Below are 23,450 nucleotides of genomic sequence, written 5' to 3'. Positions count from 1 at the left end.
CGCTTTCAGGCCTGTAACAGAAAGGTTACCGGGCCATCATTGACCAGATGCACTTGCATGTCGGCGCCGAATCTACCTGATGCCACGGTGCCATGCACCTGTTTCGCCTGGCTGAGCAAATAGTCGAACAACTCTTCACCGAGAGCGGGAGGCGCGGCGGTCGAAAAACTCGGGCGCAAGCCGCTCCTGGTGTCCGCCGCCAGGATGAATTGCGACACCAACAGCAAACCGCCCTGCACATCCACCAGGGACAGGTTCATCTTCCCGTCGGCGTCGCTGAACACCCGGTAGTTAAGCAGCTTATGCAAGAGTTTGTCGGCGTGGGCAGGGGTATCCCCGGGCTCGACAGCCACCAGCACCAGCAAACCATGGTCCACCGCACCGACAATTTCCCCCGCGATTTCTACCCGGGCGCCGCGAACCCGTTGCAGCAACCCTTTCATGCTTCTTCGGGCGGCAGATCAAGCAGGCGTCGGGCCATTTGCGCGGCCGCGCGCACCAGCGCATCGGTGATCCCTGGCTCCGAGGCTGCATGGCCGGCGTCGCGAATCACCTGCAACTCGCTGTTGGGCCAGTTCTGGTGCAGCTCCCAGGCGTTGTCCAGTGGGCAGATCACATCGTAGCGGCCATGCACGATGACGCCGGGCAAATGGGCGATCTTGCCCATGTCGCGGATCAACTGGTTGGGTTCAAGAAATGCATTGTTGGTGAAGTAGTGGCATTCGATCCGGGCAATCGACAGCGCGCGCTGTGGCTCGGAGAAGCGGTCGACCACCAGCGGGTTCGGGCGCAGGGTCGCGGTACGGCCCTCCCACGTCGACCAGGCCTTGGCCGCGTGCATCTGGGCGATCTGGTCGTTACCGGTCAGGCGCTTGTGAAAGGCGCTGAGCAGGTCGTCGCGCTCATCCAGTGGGATCGGCGCGATGTAGTCCTGCCAGTAATCCGGAAACAGGCGGCTGGCGCCGGCCTGGTAGAACCACTCGATTTCCTGGGGACGGCAGAGAAAGATCCCACGCAAGATCAAGCCATGCACCCGCTCCGGATGGGTCTGGGCGTAGGCCAGGGCCAACGTTGCCCCCCAGGAGCCGCCGAACAGCACCCACTTCTCGATGCCCAGGTGTTTGCGGATGCGCTCCAGGTCCTCGACCAGATCCCAGGTGGTGTTGTTTTCCAGGCTGGCGTGAGGCGTGGAACGACCACAACCGCGCTGGTCGAACGTGACGATGCGATACAAGTTCGGATCGAAGTAGCGGCGGCTTTGCGCATCGCAACCGGCCCCCGGGCCACCATGAATGAACACCACCGGCAGGCCTTCTGGCGAGCCGCTTTCATCGACGTAGAGCGTGTGGGTGTCATCGACAGCCAGATCGTGCCGGGCATGGGGTTTGATCTGCGGGTACAAAGTCTGCATTGCGCGCTCCGTAAGGGGTCGAGTCATCCCTGTGGGGACTTCTATTTAGTCTGCCGTCCGGCATCATAAACCCGAATCACCTCAATGAGCATGCCCCCGCACAGTCAAAGCGTGTCAGCCAGGTATGCCAGCAGTGTGCGATACATCTGATCGACCTCTGGCACCAGGCCACGTGCGCGCAGGCAACCGTGGACCAGCCCTTCCCCCCGATACAGGACCGACACGCCCCCTGCGACATTCAATCGCTCGTGATAAAGAACGCCGTCATCACGCAGGGGGTCCCATTGCGCGACGGCGACAAAGGCAGGCGCCAAACCGCTCAGATCGTCGGCAAGCAACGGGGCGGCGTAGAGCGTGGGGGCGGCACCGTGCAGGTACATGGCGTCGTAGCGTTGCAGGTCGCTGCTGCTCAAGAGAGGTGCGTCGAAACACTCCTGGCGCGACGGCAAATGCGCGGGGCCGCCTAGCGCCGGGTAAATCAGCACTTGGGTTCGCGGCTGAGGCTGGCCTGCATCACGCAGGGCCAGGCACAACGCGGCGGCGAGATTGCCTCCGGCGCTGTCGCCAGCCAGCGCTTTGCGTCGTGGATCAATGGCGAATGGGACGTCTGCCAAGTGATGCCACACCGCGAGGCAGTCTTCGAAACCGGCCGGATAGGGATGCTCCGGGGCGAGCCGGTAGTCCACCGCCACGACCAGCACGCCAAGGCTTTCAGCCAGCTCCATGCAAATAAAGTCATGGGAATCCAGGTCCCCTACCACCCAACCACCACCGTGCAGGTAAAGGATGCACGGCCAGCCGGCCAATGGTGGCGCGACGCGCGCGTGATAGGCGCGGATGGCCACGCCAGCCAATTGCAGGTCCTCGACCGCAAGCGTTGACGGGCGCGACGGGGTGAACGCCCGACACATCTGGCTGTAGGCCTCGCGCGAGCCGGCGAGGCTGTCGTCCGGGCTCGTGAACCTCAGGGTCTTGTCGATGAAGGCAGTCATTGCCGGGGAAAGTGGGTAGGCCACGGGGTTCTCAATGTCCAGGAGCTTGCATCAGTTCTTGAGACTCGCCTGCACCGCTGCAATTCCATCCGTGCCGTCGAAGCTGGTCACGCCGGCCAGCCAACGCTGCAGATCCTCGGGGTGCTCGCGCAGCCATTGCCTTGCGACGTCCTGGGGAGTCTTGCGCTCCATGATCGGCACCATCAGCTGACTTTCCTGGGCAGCGGTAAACGTCAGGTTTTCCAGCAGCCGCTGGACGTTGGGGCAACGCTGGGCGTAGTCCGGCGCGGTCACGGTGGAGACAGTCGCGGCACCTTCGTTCGGGCCATACACGTCTTCGCTGCCCGTCAGGTAGGCGATGTTCATGTTGATGTTCATCGGGTGCGGGGTCCAGCCAACGAAGACCACGAACTCCTTGCGATTCACCGCCCGTTGCACCGCCGCCAACATCCCCGCCTCGCCGGATTCGATCAGTTTGAAATCCTTGAGGCCAAAGTGATTGGTCTCGATCATGGTCTTGATGGTGGTGTTGGCGCCACTGCCCGGCTCGATGCCGTAGATCTTGCCGCCGAGCTCATCCTTGAACCGGGCGATATCGGCAAAGCTCTTGAGCCCTGCCGCCGCCACGTAATCGGGCACGGCGAGCGTGGCCTGGGCGTCGGCCAGGCTAGGTTTGTCCAGGACCTTCACTTGGTTGGCCGCCAGGAACGGGGCGATGTTCTTGTCCATCGCCGGTTTCCAATAGCCCAGGAAGATATCGAGTCGCTTGTCGCGGATGCCGGCGAAGATGATCTGTTGCACGGCGCTGGTCTGCTTGCTTTCGTAGCCAAGGCCGGTGAGCAGTACGTCCGCCATGCCACTGGTGGCAATGACGTCGGTCCAGTTGACCACGCCCATGCGTACGGCCTGGCAAGACGCAGGCTCGGCGGCCATCGCGCCGGAGCTTAGTAGAACGGTACCGCAGAGGAACGATAGACAGCGTTTGGACAGTCTTTTCATCGCGTGGGTCTCGTGCGGCAGTGGATTGTTGTAGGTCGGCGTCTAGATGCACCGTGCCTGGAACATTACGCAGCGTCGAGGGGGCGAAGGTGAACTGTGGCGACTTGGTTTTGCACGGTGGCGACAGTCCCCATTCCAGGGAGTCAGCGCCCATAAACCTGTGGCGAGGGGATTTATCCCCGCTGGACTGCGTAGCAGTCCCAAAATTCTGAATCCGTGTGGATCATCTATCTTTGGGGCCGCTTCGCGACCCAGCGGGGATAAATCCCCTCGCCACAGGTATTGGGTAGGTCTTTATTTCTTGTAGGCCTGCCGCCCCCACGCCAGGAAACCTTCGAGCAATTCCCTGAGCACCACCTGGGTCGGCGCCGCCAGGTCGGGCCGATAGTTGAACGGTTCGAACTCTTCCATGTAGGTGCTCTGGCATAGCTCCAGTTGCACCGCATGGATGTCCTGGGCCGGGTTGCCGTAATGGCGGGTGATGTGCCCGCCCTTGAAACGCCCGTTCAGCACGTGGGTGAACTGATCATGGCGGGCGCAAATGCCTTCGAGTTCGCTCGCCAGCGTCGGACTGCAACTGGCGCCGTTGAAGGTGCCCAGGTTGAAATCCGGCAGCTTGCCGTCGAACAGGTGCGGGATCACCGAGCGGATCGAGTGGGCATCGAACAGCAAGGCATAGCCGAACTCGGCCTTGAGCCGCGCCAGTTCTTGCTGCAGCGCTTGGTGATAGGGCATCCAGACCTGTTGCAGGTACGTCGCCCGCTCTTCGGCGGATGGCTCCAGACCTTCACGAAACAACGGCACGCCATCGAACAGCGTCGCCGGGTACAAGCCGGCGGTGGCACCGACGTACATCGGTTTGTCATCGGAGGGCCGGTTCAGGTCAACGACGAACCGTGAGTATTCGGCGGCCAGGGTGCTGGCGCCAAGCTCATCGGCAAACTCATAGAGCCGCGGAATGTGCCAATCGGTGTCCGGCAGGCTTTGGGCTTGCGGGATCAATCCGGCCTGTACCGCCGGGGTCAGGCGCAGGCCGGCATGAGGCATGCTGATCAACAGCGGCACGCGCCCTTGCTTGAAATTCAGGACCTTCTCCACAACCGTTCTCCTCAATCGATTTCCACGCCGTGACGCACGACGCGTTTTTCCAGCTCGCCACCGAGCCAATAGGACAGGTCAGCGGGGCGATCGATGTCCCAGGCGACAAAGTCCGCTACCTTGCCCGCTTCCAGCGAACCATGGGTCCCGGCCATGCCCAAGGCTTGAGCCGCGTGGAGCGTCGCCCCAGCCAGGGCTTCTTCCGGGGTAATACGCAAACAGGTGCACGCCATGTTCAACATCAAGCGCAACGACAATGCCGGCGAGGTGCCGGGGTTGAGGTCGCTGGCCACGGCGATTTTCACGCCGTGCTTGCGCAGGGCATCCATGGGCGGCAGCTGGGTTTCACGCAAGAAATAAAACGCCCCTGGCAACAACACCGCCACGGTGCCGGACGCGGCCATGGCCTTGGCGTCGTCCTCGGTCATGAACTCCAGGTGATCGGCCGACAGCGCCTGGTAGCGCGCCGCCAGGCTGGAGCCATTGAGCGACGACAATTGTTCAGCGTGCAGCTTCACCGGCAGGCCCAATTGCTGCGCGGTGATAAACACCCGCTCGACCTGCGCCGGGGAAAAGGCCAGGTACTCACAAAAAGCGTCAACGGCGTCCACCAGCCCTTCAGCCGCCAACGCGGGCAGCATTTCAGCGCAGATGTGCTCGATGTAGTCATCGGCGCGATCCTTGTATTCCGGCGGCAAGGCATGGGCCGCCAGGCACGTGCTGCGCACACTGACCGGAAGCTCGGCACCGAGGCGGCGGATGACGCGCAGGATCTTGCGCTCGCTGGCCAGGTCCAGGCCGTAGCCGGACTTGATTTCCACCGTGGTCACGCCATCGCGCATCAGGCTCTTCAGGCGTCTGGCGGCGCTGGCGAACAGCTCGTCCTCACTGGCGGCGCGGGTGGCGCGCACGGTGCTGGCGATGCCACCGCCGGCCGCCGCTATTTCGGCGTAGCTAACGCCTTGCAGGCGCTGTTCGAACTCACCGCTGCGGTTGCCGCCAAACACCGTGTGGGTGTGGCAGTCGATCAGCCCCGGCGTGACCCAGGCGCCCTTGAGGTCGTTGACCGCCGGATAGTCGCCCATCGGCAGTTCGGCACGGGGCCCGATCCATTGAATGTGCTCGCCCTGGGTGACGATGGCGGCGTCTTCGATGATCGAGTAGACGCCCTGGGCCATGGTGGCGGCGTGGCAGTTTTGCCAGAGGGTTTTCATCCCGGTTTCCTCGTCGCGTTCAAAATCGAATCGCAAGCAGGCTCGCTCTCACAAGGGTCAGGGTGTACCCAAATGAATGTTCAACCCCTACCCCTGTGGGAGCGAGCTTGCTCGCGATGAGGCCCTTATAGACTCGGCAACAACTGCGCCGTGACCAGCTCGTTCAGGCAGCGACTCGCCAACAATTCACTCGCTGCATTGATATCCGGGGCAAAGAATCGGTCCTTCTCATAGAACGGCACTTCTGCACGCAACAGACCCCGGGCCTGTTCCAGCTTGGCGGAGGTCTTCAAACCGCCGCGCAGGTCCAGCCCTTGGCACGCCGCCAGCCATTCCACCGCCAGGATCCCGCGGGTGTTCTCGGCCATTTCCCACAGGCGCTTGCCAGCGGCCGGGGCCATGGAGACGTGGTCTTCCTGGTTGGCCGAGGTCGGCAGGCTATCCACCGAATGAGGATGGGACAGCGCTTTGTTTTCACTCGCCAGCGCCGCCGCTGTCACCTGGGCAATCATGAACCCGGAGTTCACACCGCCATTGGCCACCAGGAACGGCGGCAGCTGCGACATGTGCTTGTCCATCATCAGCGAAATGCGTCGCTCGCTCAGGGAGCCAATTTCGGCAATCGCCAGGGCCATGTTGTCCGCCGCCATCGCCACCGGTTCGGCGTGGAAGTTGCCACCGGAAATCACATCGCCCTCGGCAGCGAACACCAGCGGGTTATCCGACACGGCGTTGGCCTCGATCACCAGCACCTCGGCGGCCTGGCGGAACTGGGTCAGGCAGGCGCCCATCACTTGCGGTTGGCAACGCAGGGAGTACGGGTCCTGGACCTTGTCACAGTTCTGGTGCGAATCGGAAACTTCGCTGCGCTCGCCCAACAGGTCGCGGTAGGCCGCGGCTGCATCGATCTGGCCTTTCTGGCCGCGAGCCGCATGGATGCGCGCATCGAATGGCGAGCGCGAACCGAGCACCGCTTCGACAGTGAGGCTACCCAGGGCCAGGGCGCCAGCGAACAGGTCTTCGCCTTCGAAAAGGCCGCGCAAGGCAAACGCGGTGGACACCTGGGTGCCGTTGAGCAGCGCCAAGCCTTCCTTCGCGGCCAGGGTCAGCGGCGCGAGGCCAGCAACTTTCAAGGCGTCGACGGCCGGCAGCCATTCGCCCTTGTAGCGGGCCTTACCTTCGCCCAGCAGCACCAGGGACATGTGCGCCAGCGGTGCCAGGTCACCGGATGCGCCCACCGAACCTTTCAACGGAATGTGTGGATAAACCTCGGCGTTGATCAGCGCGATCAGCGCATCGATCACCTGCCGACGAATGCCCGAGAAACCTCGGCTCAGGCTGTTGACCTTGAGCACCATGACCAACCGCACCAGCGCATCGCTGATCGGCTCGCCCACACCGGCGGCATGGGACAGCACCAGGGAACGCTGCAGGTTTTCCAGGTCCTCGCTTGCGATGCGAGTCGAGGCCAGCAGGCCGAAACCGGTGTTGATGCCATAGGCGGTGCGGTTCTCGGCAAGAATCTGTTCCACGCACGCAACGCTGGCTTCGATCTGCGCCGACGCACTGGCATCAAGGCTCAGGGTGACCGGTTGCTGGTAGATGTCGCGCAATTGAGCCAGGCTCAATTGGCCGGGAATCAGGTTTAAGGCAGTCATTTATTGCTCCTTTTGAGAGTTTTGTTTTTTCATTCGCCAGTCGCTCCGGAATGCTCCGTTATCCGTCACCTTCGCTTTTTGGGCGATGCCTAGGGGCTATAGGTGCCTTGGCACGCTGGCGCTTTTTTGATCAATTCAAATTCGGTAATACGTTTTTCAGGAGGTGCGGGTCGCTGAGCAGCCCGGCGGCACTGGCGATGTCCGGCGCCAGCCAGCGGTCCTGGTCGTAGGCCGGAACGCGCTCGCGCAGCAGTTTCCAGGCGATGTCGGTGCCGGCGCCGAAGCGCTGCGCCTTGAGAAACTCGAAGGCCTGGGCCGCCAGCAGGTACTCGATGGCGAGGATCTGCGTGCAGTTTTCCAGCGCCCGGTGCAGCTTCAAGGCCGCGTTGGTGCCCATGCTCAAATGGTCTTCCTGCAACCCGGAGGTGACGAAATTGTCCAGCACCGCCGGTTGCGCCAGTTGCTTGTTCTCCGCGCACAGCGACGCGGCAACGTATTGCACGATCATCATTCCCGAGTTCACGCCCGGGTTGGCGACCAAAAATGCCGGCAAGCCGCTGACGTGAGGATTGATCAGGCGGTCGAGGCGACGCTCGGCGATCGAACCGATCTCGGCCATGGCAATCGCCAGCAGGTCCGCCGCCAACGCCACCGACTGGCCGTGTGGATTGGCCTGGGACATGACCCGGAAACTCTCCGGCGTACCCAGCAGCATTGGGTTATCGGTGACAGCGTTGAGCTCGGTTTCGATCTGTTGCCGAGCATGCTCCAACTGATCGCGAGCGGCGCCGTGAACCTGGGGAATCGAGCGGATGCTCAAGGCATCCTGGGTGCGGATACCCAGGCTCGAAGCAATGACTTCGCTGCCATCGAGCAACGCGCGCAGATTCGCACCAACCTGTTGCATGCCCGGGTGTGGCTTGAGGGCGATGATCTCGGCATCGAACGCGGCAATCTGCCCGCGCTGGGCCTCGAAGCTCATGGCACCGATCACGTCGGCCCATTGCACCAGCCGCGTGGCATCGGCCAGGGCCAGGCAACTGAGCCCGGTCATGCACGGCGTGCCGTTGACCAGGCACAAACCGTCCTTCGCTCCCAACTGCACCGGCTGCAGGCCTTCTGCGGCCAAGGCCTGTTGCGCCGGGACGATCTGCCCGCGATAGCTGACTTGCCCAACGCCCAACAGCGCGATACCGATGTGGGCCATGTGGGTCAAGTAACCCACTGAGCCCTGGGACGGCACTTGTGGCGTAATGCCGCGGTTGAGCAACGCCAGTAATGCCTCGACCGCCCGGCGATGGATACCGGACTTGCCTTGGCTGTAGTTGTGGATGGCGGCGCAGAGAATCGCCCGGGTCTGCTCGTCGGCGAGTGCCGGGCCGACGCCACAGGCGTGACTGAGCAGGGTGTTGCGCGACAATTGGCTGAGCTGTTCGTCCTGGAGCGAGACATTGCACAAGGCGCCCAGGCCGGTGTTGACGCCATAGGCACGCTCGCCGCTTTCGACGATGCGCTGGACGATGGCCTGGGCATTGTCGATCCGCGCCCAGACCTGGGCCGACAGCTCGAGCGTAGCGCCGAAGCGGGCGACGGCGACTACGTCCTGCCAGCGCAGGGGGGCGCCGGTGATGATGATTTTTTCAGCCTGGGACATCCTCGACCTCATCTGTACAACTTAAATATTTATGCTGCTTTGCCGACGCTTTCGCGAGCAGGCTCGCTCCCACAGGGATTTGCCTTTGGACACAAATCTGTGAACAAAGGAGGCCCCATTGTGGGAGCGAGCCTGCTCGCGAAGAGGCCAGCCCTGTCACCCACAAAACCTCAAACCTCCGCCGCTCTGCGCTGCACGAACCGATCGACATACTCATCCGCCGGCGAGTGCAGGATCTCTCTCGGCGTGCCGACCTGAATCAGCTTGCCGTCCTTGAGGATCGCAATGCGGTTGCCGATGCGCACGGCCTCGTCGAGGTCGTGGGTGATGAAAACGATGGTCTTGTGCAGGGTCTTTTGCAGTTCCAGCAACTGGTCCTGCATTTCCGCGCGGATCAGCGGGTCGAGGGCGCTGAAGGCTTCGTCCATGAGGATGATGTCGGTATCGGCCGCCAAGGCTCGGGCCAGGCCGACGCGCTGGCGCATGCCGCCGGAGAGCTGGTGCGGGTATTTGTTCTCGTAGCCTTTCAGGCCGACGGTGTTGATCCAGTGCAGCGCGCGCTCGGCGCACACCTGCTTGCTTTCGCCGCGCACTTTCAAGCCATAGGCGACGTTGTCCAACACGCTCTTGTGGGGAAGCAGGCCGAAGCTCTGGAAGACCATGCTGATCTTGTGCCGACGAAATTCGCGCAGGGCGTCCATGTCCAGCTGCAGGATGTCTTCGCCGTCCACCAGGATGGCGCCGCTGGTTGGGTCGATCAGCCGGTTGAAATGGCGCACCAGGGTGGATTTTCCGGAGCCCGACAGGCCCATGATCACGAAGATCTCGCCGGTGCCGATGCTCAGCGACAGGTCGTTCACGCCGACCACGCAGCCAGTCTCGGCCAGCACCTGGTCCTTGGTCTTGTTCTGGCGGATCAGCGCCAGGGCTTCCTTGGAGCGGTTGCCGAAAATCTTGAAGACATTTTTGACTTCGATCTTGCTGATGACTTCGTTGCTCATTTGCTCACCTCGTGCCGCGGACGACCATAGGCCTGGGTAATGCGGTCGATGACCACGGCGAGAATCACGATGGCCAGCCCCGCTTCCAGGCCGCGCCCGACGTTGAGGGTCTGGATGCCCACCAGCACGTCTTCACCCAGGCCACGGGCGCCGATCATCGAGGCGATGACCACCATCGACAGGGCCATCATGGTGGTCTGGTTGATCCCGGCCATGATGCTCGGCAGGGCCAGGGGCAGCTGCACGCCGAACAGCTGTTGCCAGCGATTGGCGCCAAAGGCGTTGATGGCCTCCATGACTTCACCGTCCACCTGGCGGATGCCCAGGTCGGTGAGGCGAATCAACGGTGGCGCGGCATAGATCACCGTGGCGAAAATCGCCGGGACCTTGCCCAGGCCAAACAGCATCAACACCGGAATGAGGTACACGAAGCTGGGCATCGTCTGCATGATGTCCAGCAACGGCATCAGCACCGAACGCAGGCGGTTGCTGCGCGCCGAGAGGATGCCCAGCGGGATGCCGATCATCACCGAGATCAGCGTCGCCACCAGCATCAGCGCGAGGGTCTGCATCAGTTTGTCCCACAGGCCCACCGCACCCACCAGGAACAGCAGGCCGACGATCACCGCCGTAGCGACGACCTTGCGGGTGGCGTGCCAGGCAACACCGCCGACGATGGCCAGCATCAGCCACCAGGGTGCCATGCGCAGCAGGCCTTCAAGGCTGACGATGGCCCACAGCAACGTGTCGGAGATCTGCCGGAACACATCGCCATAGTTGGTCACCAGGGCGTCGACCCAACCGTTGACCCAGTCGGCGATGGAGAAGGTAAAGCTTTCGGGAAACATAAGAGACTCTCGATCAGGTGGATGCGGTGAACGTCCCGGCCCGCCCTCTGGCTGGCCGGGAAATATTCGACCTACAGAGCCGCGTCGATTTTCTTGGCTGCGTCTTCGCTGACCCAGGCATGCCAGACTTCAGGATGTTCCTTCAGGAAGATCCTCGCCAGCTTCGGCGACTCGATCCGCTCTTTGGCCATGCGGCCGAGGTTCTGGTTCAGGATATCGATCGGCAGGTTGACCTTTTCCAGCACAGCCACCAGCTCCGGGGCTTCGTCGTGGAAGGTCTTGGACAGGCCGACCTTGATGCTCACGCTTTTATCCACGCCCGGTTTTTCTTCCAGTTTCACCAGGTCCACCTGGCCCATCAGCGGCGTCGGCGACCAGTAGTAGAACAGGATCGGCTCGCCACGCTTGTAGCTCGACAGCACCGCTGCATCCAGCGCCGGGCCGGTGCCCGGACGGAAGTTGGTATAAGTCTTTTCCAGGCCGTAGCTCTTCAGCATTTCGCTGTTGTCGAGCTCGCACGTCCAGCCGGCCGGGCAGTTGTAGAAGCGACCCTTGGACGGTTCCTCAGGATCCTTGAACACGGCGGCGTACTGGCCCAGGTCGGCGATGTTCTTCAGGCCTGGCGCCTTGGCTTCCAGCTTGCGCTTGGCATCGCCTTCGATCACGTAGCGTGGCACGTACCAGCCTTCGATGGCCCCCACCACCGGCGCACCGACGCCCACCACCTTGCCGGCCTTCTCGGCCTTGTTCCACACTTCGCTGCGGCCGACCCACTCTTCGGCGAACACCTGGATGTCGTTGCTGCTCAGGGCGTTTTCCATGGTGATGGAGTTACCAGGCAGGCTATCGGTCTTGCAGCCGTAACCCTTGTCCAGCACCACTTGCATCACGTCGGTCAGCAGCATGCCGCTTTCCCAGTTCAGGCCGGCGAACTTCACCGGTTTGCCCGACTCGCACCAGCCTGCCGCTTGCGTGGCGCCGGCACTGGCCAGCAGGCCCATGGACAGCAATGTGGTCAGCAGGGTCTTGTTCGATTTCATTATGTGACGCTCCTAATCAGTTGGATTGGCTTACGGCAGTCAAGAGGCATCCAGCCCTGTCAACGTCCCATCAGACCGCTTGGATGCGGCCCGCCCTGCTCGGTTGTGCGTCAACCGCGTCCTGCTCGACCGGCAGGATCAATTGATCGGGTACGGCGCTGTGCCATTTTCTAGCGATGACGTAGTACAGCACCGCCGGAACCACCAAGCCGATGATCCACGAGATATCCACACCGCCCATGGCCTCCACCAGCGGACCGGTATAGAACTTGGTGGCGATGAACGGCAACTGGACCAGTACGCCGAAGACGTAGACGCTGATACCCAGTGCGTTCCAACGACCGTAGCGACCGTTCGGATCGGCGAGTGCCGGCACGTCATAGCGCTCACGGGTTATGCAGTAGTAGTCCACCAGGTTGATCGCGCTCCAAGGCGTAAAGAACGCCAGCAGGAACAGGATGAAGGACTTGAACGCACCGAGGAACGAGTGCTGGCCGAGCAGCGCGATCAGGGTCGCGGCGCCGACAATGAACAGCACGAACACCAGGCGTTGCACCCGCGTTACGTTCAGGTGACCACGGAAACCGCTGATGATGGTCGCAATGCACATGAAGCTGCCGTAGGAGTTCAGCGTGGAAATGGTGACCTTGCCGAACGCGATGCTGAAATACAGCAGCGCGGCGGTGGCGCCGGTGCCACCCAGGCCAACGATGTAGGCCACTTCGTGGCCGGCGAACTGCCCGTTGGCCGAGGCGGCGGCAAACACACCGAGGATCATCGCCACCTGCGCGCCGATGACTGAACCTGCGCCTGCGGCAAAGAAGGTTTTCACCGAGGACGTCTTGCTCGGCAGGTAACGCGAGTAGTCCGCGACGTAGGGGCCGAAGGCGATCTGCCAGGAGGCCGCGAGCGACACCGCAAGCAGGAAACTGCTCCAACTGAAGTGGCGGATCTGCAGGAGTGCGCCCACATCCGTATGGCTGATCAGGCGAGCGAACAGGTAAACAAAGGCGATCACACCGATGATGCTGGCGACACGGCCGATCAAGTGAATCACCCGATAACCAAGCACCGTGACCAACACGATGACACTGGCGAAAATGAGGATGCCGACACTGTCGCTGACGCCAAACAACTGGCCCAGCGCCTGGCCGGATAGCACGGTGCCCGTTGCGGTGAAACCCAGGTACATCAGGCACACCAGCACGATCGGGATGGCCGCGCCATATACACCAAACTGCACCCGGCTGGAGATCATCTGCGGCAGCCCGAGCTTTGGCCCTTGGGCGGCGTGCAACGCCATGACACCACCGCCGAGCAACTGGCCGATCAGCAAACCGATCAACGACCAGAACACATCACCCCCCAACACCACCGCCAACGCACCGGTGACAATGGCGGTGATCTGCAGATTGGCCCCCATCCAGAGGGTGAACTGGCTAAACAGATGACCGTGTCTTTCCCCTTCCGGGATGTAGTCGATCGAGCGCTTCTCGATCAACGGCTTGCTGCTATCGCGTGTGCTGGTGACAGCCATGGTTCAACCTCTGTGGATTGTTCTGGTTCGAACGATGCTCTTATTTGTGGGAGCGAGCCTGCTCGCGATGAGGCCGACACATTCGATACATGCGTTGGCTCACAGGCCGCCATCGCGAGCAGGCTCGCTCCCACAGTTTTTGCACTTACTTGCCAGTGATCATCGGCAGGTTGAGCCCCTGCTCCTTCGCGCAATCGATCGCGATCTGGTAACCGGCGTCGGCGTGGCGCATCACGCCAGTGCCCGGGTCGTTGTGCAGTACGCGGGCAATCCGTTCGGCCGCTTCGTCGGTGCCATCGCAGACAATCACCATGCCCGAGTGCTGGGAGAAGCCCATGCCGACGCCGCCGCCGTGGTGCAGCGAAACCCAGGTCGCGCCGCTGGCGGTGTTGAGCAAGGCGTTGAGCAGCGGCCAGTCGGAAACGGCGTCGGAACCGTCCTGCATGGATTCGGTTTCGCGGTTCGGGCTGGCCACGGAACCGGAGTCCAGGTGGTCGCGGCCGATGACGATCGGCGCCGACAACTCGCCGCTGCGGACCATCTCGTTGAACGCCAGGCCCAACTTGGCGCGTTGGCCCAGGCCAACCCAGCAGATCCGCGCCGGCAAGCCTTGGAAGCTGATGCGCTCGCGAGCCATGTCCAACCAGTTGTGCAGGTGGGCGTCGTCGGGGATCAGTTCCTTGACCTTGGCGTCGGTCTTGTAGATGTCCTGCGGGTCACCGGACAGCGCCGCCCAACGGAACGGGCCAATGCCGCGGCAGAACAGAGGACGGATGTAGGCCGGGACGAAACCCGGGAAGTCGAATGCGTTTTCCACGCCTTCTTCCTGGGCCATCTGACGGATGTTGTTGCCGTAGTCGAAGGTCGGCACGCCCCTTTTCTGGAATTCGAGCATCGCTTTGACGTGGACGGCCATCGATTGCTTGGCGGCCTTTACCACGGCGGCGGGTTCAGTCTTGGCGCGGGCACGGTATTCGTCCCAGGTCCAGCCGGCAGGCAAGTAACCATTGAGTGGGTCGTGGGCGCTGGTCTGGTCTGTGACCATGTCCGGGCGCACACCACGACGGACCATTTCTGGCAGGATTTCAGCCGCGTTCCCACACAGTGCGATGGAAATCGCCTTGCCTTCGGCGGTGTATTTCTCGATGCGCGCCAGGGCGTCGTCCAGATCCTTGGCTTGTTCGTCGACGTAACGGGTTTTCAGGCGGAAATCGATACTCACCTGCTGGCACTCGATGTTCAGCGAGCACGCACCGGCCAAAGTCGCGGCCAACGGTTGCGCGCCGCCCATGCCGCCGAGGCCGGCGGTCAGGACCCAGCGGCCCTTGAGGTTGGAGTCGTAATGCTGGCGGCCGGCCTCGACGAAGGTTTCATACGTGCCTTGCACGATGCCCTGGCTGCCGATGTAGATCCAGCTGCCGGCTGTCATCTGGCCGTACATGGCCAGGCCCTTGGCGTCGAGCTCGTTGAAGTGTTCCCAACTGGCCCAGTGCGGCACCAGGTTGGAATTGGCGATCAGTACGCGCGGGGCGTTGCTGTGGGTCTTGAACACGCCCACCGGCTTGCCGGACTGCACCAGCAGGGTTTCATCGTCATTCAGATGGGTGAGGCTTTCGACGATCTTGTCGTAGCACTCCCAGTTGCGCGCCGCGCGCCCGATGCCACCGTAGACCACCAGCTCCTTGGGGTTCTCGGCCACTTCCGGGTCGAGGTTGTTCATCAGCATGCGCAGCGGCGCTTCGGTCAGCCAGCTCTTGGCGGTCAGCGTGTTACCGCGAGGGGCACGGATTTCAACGTCACGGTATTTTTCAGGTTTGCGGGTAGCGTCGGTCACAGCAAAAACTCCTCAGCGATCAATCCAGACCAGCCCGGGCAGTGGGCAGCGATTAAGCGAACGTAGCGTTGAATGCAGAGGACTCATACGCATACGTCTTTACTTGTATGTACAAGCATATGCAATCAAGCGGCCAACTTGTTGAAGGGCTAATCAAGAAAAATTGAAGAATCGGCGAGAAGCCTCGTAATAGAAGGGCCGCCAAGCTGCATGAAATTTTTGGAGGAGGTTTTTGGGAAGCAATCAGCAGGGCATAAAAGCGTGGTATTGCGCCACGCTGGGGCGTTCGGTAACAAGTTGGTGCGCGGGTAGGGAACAATGAGCGCACTTTTTGTGGCGAGGGAGCTCGCTCCCGCTGGGCTGCGAAGCGGCCCCATACCTTGCGACTGCTGCGCAGTCGAGCGGGAGCAAGCTCCCTCGCCACAAAAGCTCTGTCGCAGGACTTCTTTAGTGAGCCGTCAGCTCGATCACGCAGCATTGGCCGTGGGTAGTGATGTCCAGCAGCCCAGCGTTACCGCTCAGTTGCAGGCAGTCATAAAGCCCCAGTGCCTCGACAGTTTCATCCATCTTGACCCTCAGCGTCGGAGCGGCACTGAACACCAATACCGTTCCCGCCTCGCTGAAAAAACGCTGCTGGCCGCCCAGCCATTGCAGCCGCGCGCGGTAACGCTGCGGCGCGTAGATCAGGTTGAAGTCGCGAATCGGCCCCTCCAGCAGCGTGCACTGCACTTGGCTCTCGCCGCTGAAGGCAAAGGGATCCAGCGAATGCAGCGGCCGCGTGGCGTGGCCATCGACAGTCAGCGTCATGCCGCCACCTTGCAAGACCGTGATGATCCGTTCGTAGCCAGCGAAGGTGGAAAAACCACCCGATTCACCGATATCGGCAATGGACAGGCGCCAGCCGAAACCTTCCAGGCCGGTGCCGGCATCGCGGGTGATTTCCTCGGTGCTGCCACCGCCGTTTTTCCACGGCATGCGCGGGTAATCCGCTGCGCGTAAAACCTTCAATTGGCTCATTTGTGGAAACGCCCTTCCAGACTGTGACGCGAGCCCGGATGGATCAGGCGTGCGGCGGTCACCGGCTGGCGACCTGACCAGGTACGACGACGGATCAACAGGCACGGCTCGCCCCGCTCGATCTGCAACAGCTTGCATTCACTCGGCTCCGCCAGGATCGCCTCGACCACATGCTCACCTTCGGTCAGCGGCGCAACCTGGTTCAGGTAGGCATAAGGCGTTTGTTGAGTGAAGTCCTGCTTGAGGTAATCAGGCGCCACCAGCGCGTTGACGAAACGGTCCTCGATTTGCACAGGAATGTCGTTTTCGAAATGCACGATCAACGAATGGAATACCTTCTGGCCTTCGCGCATGTCCAGGGCCAGCGCCCGCTCGGAACCGGCGGCCTCTTCTTCCAGGGTGATGACCTTGCACGTATGGCGATGACCACGGGAGGCGATTTCATCCGCAATGTTATGCACTTCGAACAGTGCGGACTGGCTCTTGGGCTCGGCGACGAACGTGCCGACGCCTTGCATGCGCACCAGCAGGCCATCAGCGGTCATTTCCCGCAGGGCCCGGTTGATGGTCATGCGGCTGAAGCCCAACTGGCTGACCAGTTCGCTTTCCGATGGCACACGGTAATGTGGCGGCCAGTTTCCACTGTCGATCTGCTGGGTGATCATTTGTTTGACGCGGGCGTACAAGGGCGCCGGACTGTCACCCATGGTTGCGGCCAGCGGCGGTTTGGCAGGCGGAGTCGGCACGGCGTATTCCTGTTCTGCGAATGTTGATGACTAGCTTGCCGGAGTTTACCGGGCAGGCAAACGTCTGTATATGTATATACAAATTACACGCAACGAGGTTCAACCGATGTCCGCCTTCTTTGCCGAGCGTGCGCTGCTGCCTGATGGATGGGCCAATGATGTACGCCTCGAGGTCAACGCCGAGGGCGTCTTGACCCATGTCCAGGCCGATTTCCACGCAAACGGCGCCGAACGGCTCGGCGGTCCCCTGCTCCCGGGCATGCCGAACCTGCATTCCCATGCGTTCCAGCGGGCCATGGCCGGGCTGGCGGAAGTGGCGGGCAATCCCAATGACAGTTTCTGGACATGGCGCGACTTGATGTACCGCCTCGTCGGCAAAATCAGCCCCGACCAGCTCGGCGTCATCGCCCGACAGCTTTACATCGAAATGCTCAAGGCCGGCTATACATCGGTTGCCGAATTCCATTACGTACACCATGACACCGACGGCAGGCATTACGCCGATCCGGCCGAACTGGCCTTGCGTATCAGCCAGGCCGCCGGTGACGTGGGCATTGGCTTGACGCTGCTGCCGGTGCTTTACAGCCATTCCGGTTTTGGCGGCCAAGAGCCCAACGACGGGCAGCGCCGGTTCATCAACAGCACCGAAAACTACCTGAAGCTTCAGTCACGCTTGCAGCCGATCCTGGCCGGGCAACCGTCCCAGGCGTTGGGCCTGTGCTTCCACTCGCTGCGCGCCGTGACACCCGGGCAGATCCACGATGTGCTGGCCGCCAGCGACCGCGATTGCCCCGTGCATATCCACATCGCCGAACAGCAAAAGGAGGTTGACGACTGCTTGAGCTGGAGCGGCGTGCGTCCGCTGCAATGGCTGTATGAAAATGCCGAGGTGGATCAACGCTGGTGCCTGGTTCATGCCACCCACGCCAATCCAAAGGAAGTCAGCCTGATGGCCAAGAGCCGGGCAATTGCCGGTCTGTGCCTGACCACGGAAGCCAATCTGGGTGACGGAATTTTTCCGGCCGTGGATTTCCTAGCCCAAGGCGGGCGGATGGGCATCGGCTCTGACAGCCATGTGTCGTTGAGCGTCGTGGAGGAATTACGCTGGCTGGAATACGGCCAGCGGCTGCGGGACCAGCGCCGCAACCGGTTGTACCGAACGGATCAGCCGATGGTCGGGCGTACCCTGTATGACGCCGCACTGGACGGTGGCGCCCAGGCGTTGGGCCAACCGATCGGCGCATTGGAAGTCGGCAAGCGCGCCGACTGGCTGGTGCTCGATGGCAATGATCCTTACCTGGCCACGGCGACCGGTGACGGCATTCTCAATCGTTGGCTGTTTGCGGGCGGCGATCGCCAGGTGCGCGATGTGATGGTCGGCGGAAAATGGCAGGTTCGCGACGGCCGTCATGCCGGCGAAGAAGAAAGCGCCCGAGCGTTTACCCGGGTGCTGCGCGAACTGCTGGGCTGACGACAATTCAATGTGGGAGCGAGCTTGCTCGCGATAGCGGATTTTCCATCAACATCTATGTTGACGGTAAAGGCCTCATCGCGAGCAAGCTCGCTCCCACAGGTGTTCTACTACATCAGTCCGAAGTCTTGGCCATCTGCCGGTCCGACGCACGCCAGACCAACCGCGTCGTGTCGTAGCCCTGCTGGCGCGCCTTGCTCAGCAGTTCTTCGCGCACATCGACATTGACCGTTGGCGTGCGCGACAGCAACCACATGTAACGCCGGCTCGGATCGCCAACGATGGCGGTCTTGTAGTCATCACTGACATACAAGACCCAATATTCTCCCTTCGCCACACCCGGCAGGATCCGCGAGAACCAGGTGTCGAATTCGACCCAGAGCTTGTCGGTCTTGCCTGGCACCTGCGGGTAAGCGGTGCCCCGGGCTTCTTCCCACTTCCAATCGGAAGTCAGGCAGCGGTTGAACACATCCACGTTGCCGTCGGGCTTGAGTGTGTAATGGGCTTCGGATTGCGCGCAGTTGCGCTGGAAATACATCGGTAGGCGGGCCAGCTCGTACCAGGTCCCTTGGTAACGCTTGAGATTGACACTGTTGACGGTCTTGGGCGCCAACGGGTCTACGCCAGAAGTGGCACAGCCGGCCAATACCAGGCCAGCCAAAAGCACAAAAACTAACCGCATCATTATTTTTTTCTCCCGTGGGCGCTTGGCCCCGGTTTACTTCAGGTTACTTCAGGCCTTGGCCGGAAAACATCAACACTTTGTCACCGGCGTACTGCACGCTGATAAAGCTTTTCTGGTCGCCCCAGGTGCAGCTGGACATGCCGAGCGCGCCCGAACAGTCAGTCGGCTTCCCCAGCAACGTCTCGACTTCGGCCTTGGGCATGCCCGCCGACAGCTTCGAGTAGTTTTCCTGGTTGACCTTGCTGCATGCGGTCAATACGACGCACATGAACAGCAGGGCGATAGATCGCAGCGACATGGTGTAACTCCTGGAGCGGAAGGGAGGTGGCAGGGTGCCAACCTGAACCTTAGAAGAGAAAACCCCTATCTGGTTCCCCGACGCCCCCAGTATTTATTGGTTGTTCCGAGGGTATTCGACGGGTGAAACAACCGAACGGTGACGCCGTCGTGCCTTTCGTCGGGATGAGTCCATCGACACCTGATGCGCCGGGCCTGCGGGCCGATAAAAAGTAACAGCGTAAATTCCTGTGTTATGGCAAATTGACGCCCCTTTTTGACCCGTCCCTCCGCGGTAGCGTTCTTAATGACCAGAAACATGAAATTTAGCCACAAAATCCTGTTGGCTGCCGCCCTTGTGGTGGCCGTCGCATTCGCCTGTTTCATCCTGTTCAACGATTACCGCCAACGACAAAGTCTGTATTCCAGCACCGAGACCTCCATGCAGGAGCTCGGCAGCCTGACCAGCCGCAATATCCAGACGTGGGTCGAAGGCCGGATCCAACTGCTGCAATCGCTGGCCCAGCAAATCGCCATCGATGGCAGCAGTGCCGACAGCCTGAAACGCGCGGTGGGCCTGCCTGCCTACACCGGCAATTTTCAGCTCAGCTATTTTGGCGGCACCGACGGCGTAATGTTTTCGGTGCCGGCCGGCAATCGCGCCGCCGACTACGACCCGCGCGCCCGTGGCTGGTACAAGGCCGCCAACAGCGCCCAACAGACCGTCGTCACCGAACCCTACATCGCCGCGTCTTCGGGCAAGCTTGTGATCACCGTTGCCACGCCGGTACAGCGCCAGAACCAGATGATCGGCGTGGCGGGGGCGGACATCGACCTGACCAGCGTCAGCGCCATCATCAACTCGCTGAACTTCGGCGGACATGGTCATGCGTTCATCGTCAGCGCCGATGGCAAGATCCTCGTCCACCCTGACAGCAAGCGCGTGCTCAAGACCCTCGCCGAGGCCTATCCCAACGGTGCGCCGCAAGTCAGCCCGGGCATGAAGGAAGTCGAGCTCGACGGCAAGACCCAGTTCATTTCCTTTACCCGAGTCGCCGGCGTACCCGGCGCCGACTGGTACGTGGCGCTGGTGCTCGACAAGAGCGCGGCGCTGGCGATGCTCAGCGAGTTCCGCACCTCGGCCCTGATTGCCATGGTCATTGCCGTGGTGTTCATCATCGCCCTGCTGAGCATGCTCATCCGTGTATTGATGCAACCGCTGCTGATCATGGGCCGCGCCATGCATGACATCGCCGAAGGCGAAGGCGACCTGACCCGCCGCCTGACCATCCACGGCCATGATGAATTCGGCGCGCTGGGCACTTCGTTCAACCGTTTCGTCGAGCGTATCCACGCTTCGATCCGCGAAGTGGCTTCCGCAACGGGCCAGGTCAATGAAGTCGCCCTGCGTGTCGTCAGCGCCTCCAATTCGTCGATGTACAACTCCGACCAGCAAGCCTCGCGCACCAGCAGCGTGGCCGCGGCCATCAACCAGCTTGGCGCCGCAGCCCAGGAAATTGCCCAGAATGCCGCCCTCGCCTCGCAGCACTCCAGCGAGGCCCGCAACCTGGCCGAAGATGGCCAGCAAGTGGTGGATAAAACCATCACGGCGATGCAACAGCTGTCAGCCAAGATCAGCGATTCTTGCGGCAACATCGAAACCCTGAACAGCAACACGGTGAACATCGGCCAGATTCTCGAAGTGATCACCAGCATTTCCCAGCAGACCAACCTGCTTGCCCTGAACGCCGCCATCGAAGCGGCCCGGGCCGGTGAAGCCGGTCGCGGCTTCGCGGTCGTCGCCGACGAAGTGCGCAACCTGGCCCACCGCACCCAGGATTCGGCGCAGCAAGTGCAGAAGATGATCGAAGAGTTGCAAGTCGGCGCGCGGGAAGCGGTGCTGACCATGACCGATAGCCAGCGCCAGAGCGAAAGCAGCGTCGGCATCGCCAACCAGGCCGGCGAACGACTGGGCAGCGTGACCCAGCGCATCGGCGAGATCGACGGCATGAACCAGTCCGTGGCCACCGCCACCGAAGAACAGACCGCCGTGGTGGAATCGATCAACGTCGACATCAATGAAATCAACACGCTGAACCAGGAAGGCGTGGAAAACCTGCAAGCCACCTTGCGGGCCTGTTCCGACCTGGAACAGCAGGCGGCGCGGTTGAAGCAGTTGGTGGGTAGTTTCCGGATCTAGTGCTCTCAAGGGCCCTTTCGCGAGCAAGCCCGCTCCCACAGTAGATCTTCAGCGGACGCGCTTTTTGCGCTCAAACAGAAACCCAATGTGGGAGCGAGCCTGCTCGCGATGGCAACAGCAGCCACGACGCAATTTAGAACCTGGACCCAGGCCTGCTCAAAAACTCCAGCTCATCCGCCGTGGATTCACGCCCCAACACCGCATTGCGATGGGGAAAACGTCCGAACCGGGCAATGATCTTCTGATGCCGTTCGGCATAATCCAGGTTGTCTTCGAACACCGCACGCTGCGCCTCGGGTTGCTCCCGGACCAGTTTGACGAACCGCGACACGGCTTCGTTCTGCACCGCGAGGTTTTCGCAATGTTCGAGGACGAGGTAGATGAAGACACGCTGGATTGGCCGCAGTTGCTGGTCGAAACCTGCCGTCAGGCCTTGGGCCACCAACGCTTGGGCACGCAAGTCGCCGGAAAAGCTTTTGGGCGTGTTGCGAAAGATCATACGCGGGAGCTGATCCAGTAGCAGCACCAGGGCCAGCCAACCTTCCGGGCGTTGCGCCCAATCGGTCAATCCGCCGGCCAGTGCTTGCTCGACCTGTTCGCCGAAGCGCTCTTGCGCCTGGCGATCATGGCCTTTGCCAAACCACAGCTTGCCCTTGTCAGCCGCTATTTCGTCCGGCGTTTGGGCTGTGCCAAACCACCAATCGAGCAACGGCTGCCAAGGCCCGGTCATGGTTTACTCCTTGTGGTAAGCCGTGGCGCGTGCCACTTCTTCTTTCGAACCGAGGAATACCGCAACTCGCTGGTGCAGGCCCTCAGGCTTGATGTCGAGGATGCGCTGGCGACCGTCGGTGGAAGCGCCACCCGCCTGCTCTACCAGGAACGACATCGGGTTGGCTTCGTACATCAGGCGCAGCTTGCCCGGCTTGGACGGCTCGCGGCTGTCGCGCGGGTACATGAACAGACCGCCTCGGGTCAGGATGCGGTGTACATCGGCAACCATCGCGGCCACCCAGCGCATGTTGTAGTTCTTTTTCAGCGGGCCTTCTTCACCGGCCAGCAACTCGCTGACGTAGCGTTGTACCGGAGCTTCCCAGTGACGCTGGTTGGACATGTTGATGGCGAATTCCTGGGTGGTTTCAGGAATGGTGATGTCTTCGTGGGTCAGGACGAAACTGCCCATCTCGCGGTCCAGGGTGAAGCCTTTCACGCCGTCGCCCAGGGTCAGCACCAGCATGGTCTGAGGACCGTAGATGGCGTAACCGGCGGCGACTTGCTCGGTGCCGGGCTGCAGGAAGGCCTTTTCATTCAAGGCTTCGTTCTGGCTCAGGTATTCGTTCGGGCAACGCAGTACCGAGAAGATTGTGCCGACCGGCGCATTGATGTCGATGTTCGACGAGCCGTCCAACGGGTCGAATACCAGCAGGTAGGCGCCTTTCGGGTATTTGCCCGGGATCTGGTAGGCATTGTCCATTTCCTCGGACGCCATGCCGGCCAGGTGACCGCCCCACTCGTTGGCTTCCAGCAGGATTTCGTTGGAGAGCACGTCGAGCTTCTTCTGCACTTCGCCCTGCACGTTCTCGGTGCCCATGCTGCCCAGGACACCGCCCAGCGCGCCCTTGGACACGGCGTGGCTGATCTCCTTGCATGCACGCGCCACCACTTCGATCAAAAAGCGCAGATCGGCAGGGGTATTGTTGCTGCGGGTCTGCTCAATCAAATAGCGACTCAAGGTAACGCGGGACATGGACGGCTCCGAAGAATAGGGGGCG

Annotated in this window: 21 protein-coding genes; 2 read left to right on the top strand and 19 right to left on the bottom strand. The window is 61.7% G+C overall.

From position 1 onward, the window contains the following. Positions 1 to 5 precede the first annotated feature (5 nt). From dtd to hutC, 15 genes are all read right to left on the bottom strand, one after another. Positions 6 to 443, bottom strand: coding sequence for a D-aminoacyl-tRNA deacylase (gene dtd, locus J3Q04_RS02105; RefSeq protein WP_434608217.1), 438 nt, complete (start codon positions 441 to 443; stop codon positions 6 to 8). Continuing rightward, the gene (pip, locus tag J3Q04_RS02100) at positions 440 to 1,411 is read right to left on the bottom strand and encodes a prolyl aminopeptidase (protein WP_434608219.1); all 972 of its coding nucleotides are present in this window, start codon (positions 1,409 to 1,411) and stop codon (positions 440 to 442) included. The genes dtd and pip overlap by 4 nt, the downstream gene beginning before the upstream one ends. Before the next feature lie 104 nt (positions 1,412 to 1,515). After that, on the bottom strand, positions 1,516 to 2,403 hold the full coding sequence (locus J3Q04_RS02095) for an alpha/beta hydrolase (RefSeq protein ID WP_434611681.1): 888 nt from the start codon (positions 2,401 to 2,403) through the stop codon (positions 1,516 to 1,518). Positions 2,404 to 2,454: 51 nt separating this feature from the next. Beyond that, positions 2,455 to 3,402 carry a choline ABC transporter substrate-binding protein gene (locus J3Q04_RS02090; RefSeq protein WP_434608221.1) on the bottom strand — a complete coding sequence of 316 codons (948 nt, stop codon included), beginning with the start codon at positions 3,400 to 3,402 and terminating at the stop codon, positions 2,455 to 2,457. Positions 3,403 to 3,696: 294 nt separating this feature from the next. Then, a complete protein-coding gene (gene hutG / locus J3Q04_RS02085) occupies positions 3,697 to 4,500 on the bottom strand; it encodes an N-formylglutamate deformylase (RefSeq protein ID WP_434608223.1) in 804 nt (267 codons plus the stop codon). A gap of 11 nt (positions 4,501 to 4,511) precedes the next feature. Further along, positions 4,512 to 5,714, bottom strand: a complete 1,203-nt coding sequence (gene hutI, locus J3Q04_RS02080; protein ID WP_434608225.1) for an imidazolonepropionase — start codon at positions 5,712 to 5,714, stop codon at positions 4,512 to 4,514. 125 nt (positions 5,715 to 5,839) lie between these two features. Further along, positions 5,840 to 7,372 (bottom strand): histidine ammonia-lyase, encoded by a 1,533-nt coding sequence (hutH, locus tag J3Q04_RS02075; RefSeq protein WP_420767012.1) that lies wholly within the window; start codon positions 7,370 to 7,372, stop codon positions 5,840 to 5,842. A gap of 130 nt (positions 7,373 to 7,502) precedes the next feature. Beyond that, complete coding sequence (hutH, locus tag J3Q04_RS02070) at positions 7,503 to 9,026, bottom strand: histidine ammonia-lyase (protein WP_434608227.1); 1,524 nt, start codon at positions 9,024 to 9,026, stop codon at positions 7,503 to 7,505. Positions 9,027 to 9,196: 170 nt separating this feature from the next. Continuing rightward, positions 9,197 to 10,027 (bottom strand): quaternary amine ABC transporter ATP-binding protein, encoded by an 831-nt coding sequence (locus J3Q04_RS02065; RefSeq protein WP_434608229.1) that lies wholly within the window; start codon positions 10,025 to 10,027, stop codon positions 9,197 to 9,199. Continuing rightward, positions 10,024 to 10,875 (bottom strand): ABC transporter permease, encoded by an 852-nt coding sequence (locus J3Q04_RS02060; protein ID WP_420767009.1) that lies wholly within the window; start codon positions 10,873 to 10,875, stop codon positions 10,024 to 10,026. Before J3Q04_RS02060 ends, J3Q04_RS02065 begins: the two co-directional genes overlap by 4 nt. Before the next feature lie 71 nt (positions 10,876 to 10,946). Further along, a complete protein-coding gene (locus J3Q04_RS02055; protein WP_434608231.1) occupies positions 10,947 to 11,915 on the bottom strand; it encodes an ABC transporter substrate-binding protein in 969 nt (322 codons plus the stop codon). Positions 11,916 to 11,985: 70 nt separating this feature from the next. Beyond that, the gene (locus J3Q04_RS02050; protein WP_434608233.1) at positions 11,986 to 13,452 is read right to left on the bottom strand and encodes a purine-cytosine permease family protein; all 1,467 of its coding nucleotides are present in this window, start codon (positions 13,450 to 13,452) and stop codon (positions 11,986 to 11,988) included. 145 nt (positions 13,453 to 13,597) lie between these two features. After that, entirely contained in the window at positions 13,598 to 15,286 is a 1,689-nt protein-coding gene (gene hutU / locus J3Q04_RS02045) for a urocanate hydratase (protein WP_434608235.1), read from the bottom strand. A 447-nt stretch (positions 15,287 to 15,733) separates the two neighbouring features. Continuing rightward, positions 15,734 to 16,303, bottom strand: a complete 570-nt coding sequence (locus J3Q04_RS02040; RefSeq protein ID WP_434608237.1) for a HutD/Ves family protein — start codon at positions 16,301 to 16,303, stop codon at positions 15,734 to 15,736. Further along, positions 16,300 to 17,010 carry a histidine utilization repressor gene (gene hutC / locus J3Q04_RS02035; RefSeq protein ID WP_305501386.1) on the bottom strand — a complete coding sequence of 237 codons (711 nt, stop codon included), beginning with the start codon at positions 17,008 to 17,010 and terminating at the stop codon, positions 16,300 to 16,302. The genes J3Q04_RS02040 and hutC overlap by 4 nt, the downstream gene beginning before the upstream one ends. A gap of 145 nt (positions 17,011 to 17,155) precedes the next feature. Here hutC and J3Q04_RS02030 point away from each other — a divergent pair, with 145 nt between their 5' ends. Continuing rightward, the gene (locus tag J3Q04_RS02030; protein WP_434608240.1) at positions 17,156 to 18,520 is read left to right on the top strand and encodes a formimidoylglutamate deiminase; all 1,365 of its coding nucleotides are present in this window, start codon (positions 17,156 to 17,158) and stop codon (positions 18,518 to 18,520) included. Positions 18,521 to 18,635: 115 nt separating this feature from the next. Here J3Q04_RS02030 and J3Q04_RS02025 read toward each other — a convergent pair whose 3' ends face one another. Further along, on the bottom strand, positions 18,636 to 19,205 hold the full coding sequence (locus tag J3Q04_RS02025; RefSeq protein WP_420767003.1) for a lipocalin family protein: 570 nt from the start codon (positions 19,203 to 19,205) through the stop codon (positions 18,636 to 18,638). Positions 19,206 to 19,248: 43 nt separating this feature from the next. Beyond that, the gene (locus tag J3Q04_RS02020; RefSeq protein WP_003186715.1) at positions 19,249 to 19,503 is read right to left on the bottom strand and encodes a hypothetical protein; all 255 of its coding nucleotides are present in this window, start codon (positions 19,501 to 19,503) and stop codon (positions 19,249 to 19,251) included. Positions 19,504 to 19,788: 285 nt separating this feature from the next. Here J3Q04_RS02020 and J3Q04_RS02015 point away from each other — a divergent pair, with 285 nt between their 5' ends. Continuing rightward, positions 19,789 to 21,681 (top strand): methyl-accepting chemotaxis protein, encoded by a 1,893-nt coding sequence (locus J3Q04_RS02015; RefSeq protein WP_434561116.1) that lies wholly within the window; start codon positions 19,789 to 19,791, stop codon positions 21,679 to 21,681. 133 nt (positions 21,682 to 21,814) lie between these two features. Here the strand turns inward: J3Q04_RS02015 and J3Q04_RS02010 are convergent, their stop codons facing one another. After that, positions 21,815 to 22,411 (bottom strand): DUF924 family protein, encoded by a 597-nt coding sequence (locus J3Q04_RS02010; protein ID WP_434608244.1) that lies wholly within the window; start codon positions 22,409 to 22,411, stop codon positions 21,815 to 21,817. Between the two features lie 3 nt (positions 22,412 to 22,414). After that, a complete protein-coding gene (locus J3Q04_RS02005; protein ID WP_420767001.1) occupies positions 22,415 to 23,425 on the bottom strand; it encodes a class 1 fructose-bisphosphatase in 1,011 nt (336 codons plus the stop codon). Positions 23,426 to 23,450: the final 25 nt, after the last annotated feature.

It is taken from the genome of Pseudomonas sp. D4-21 (assembly GCF_051132125.1).
GTDB lineage: Bacteria > Pseudomonadota > Gammaproteobacteria > Pseudomonadales > Pseudomonadaceae > Aquipseudomonas.
Note: the sequence above shows the minus strand (reverse complement) of the source record. Positions and strands in the feature narration are given on the sequence as shown.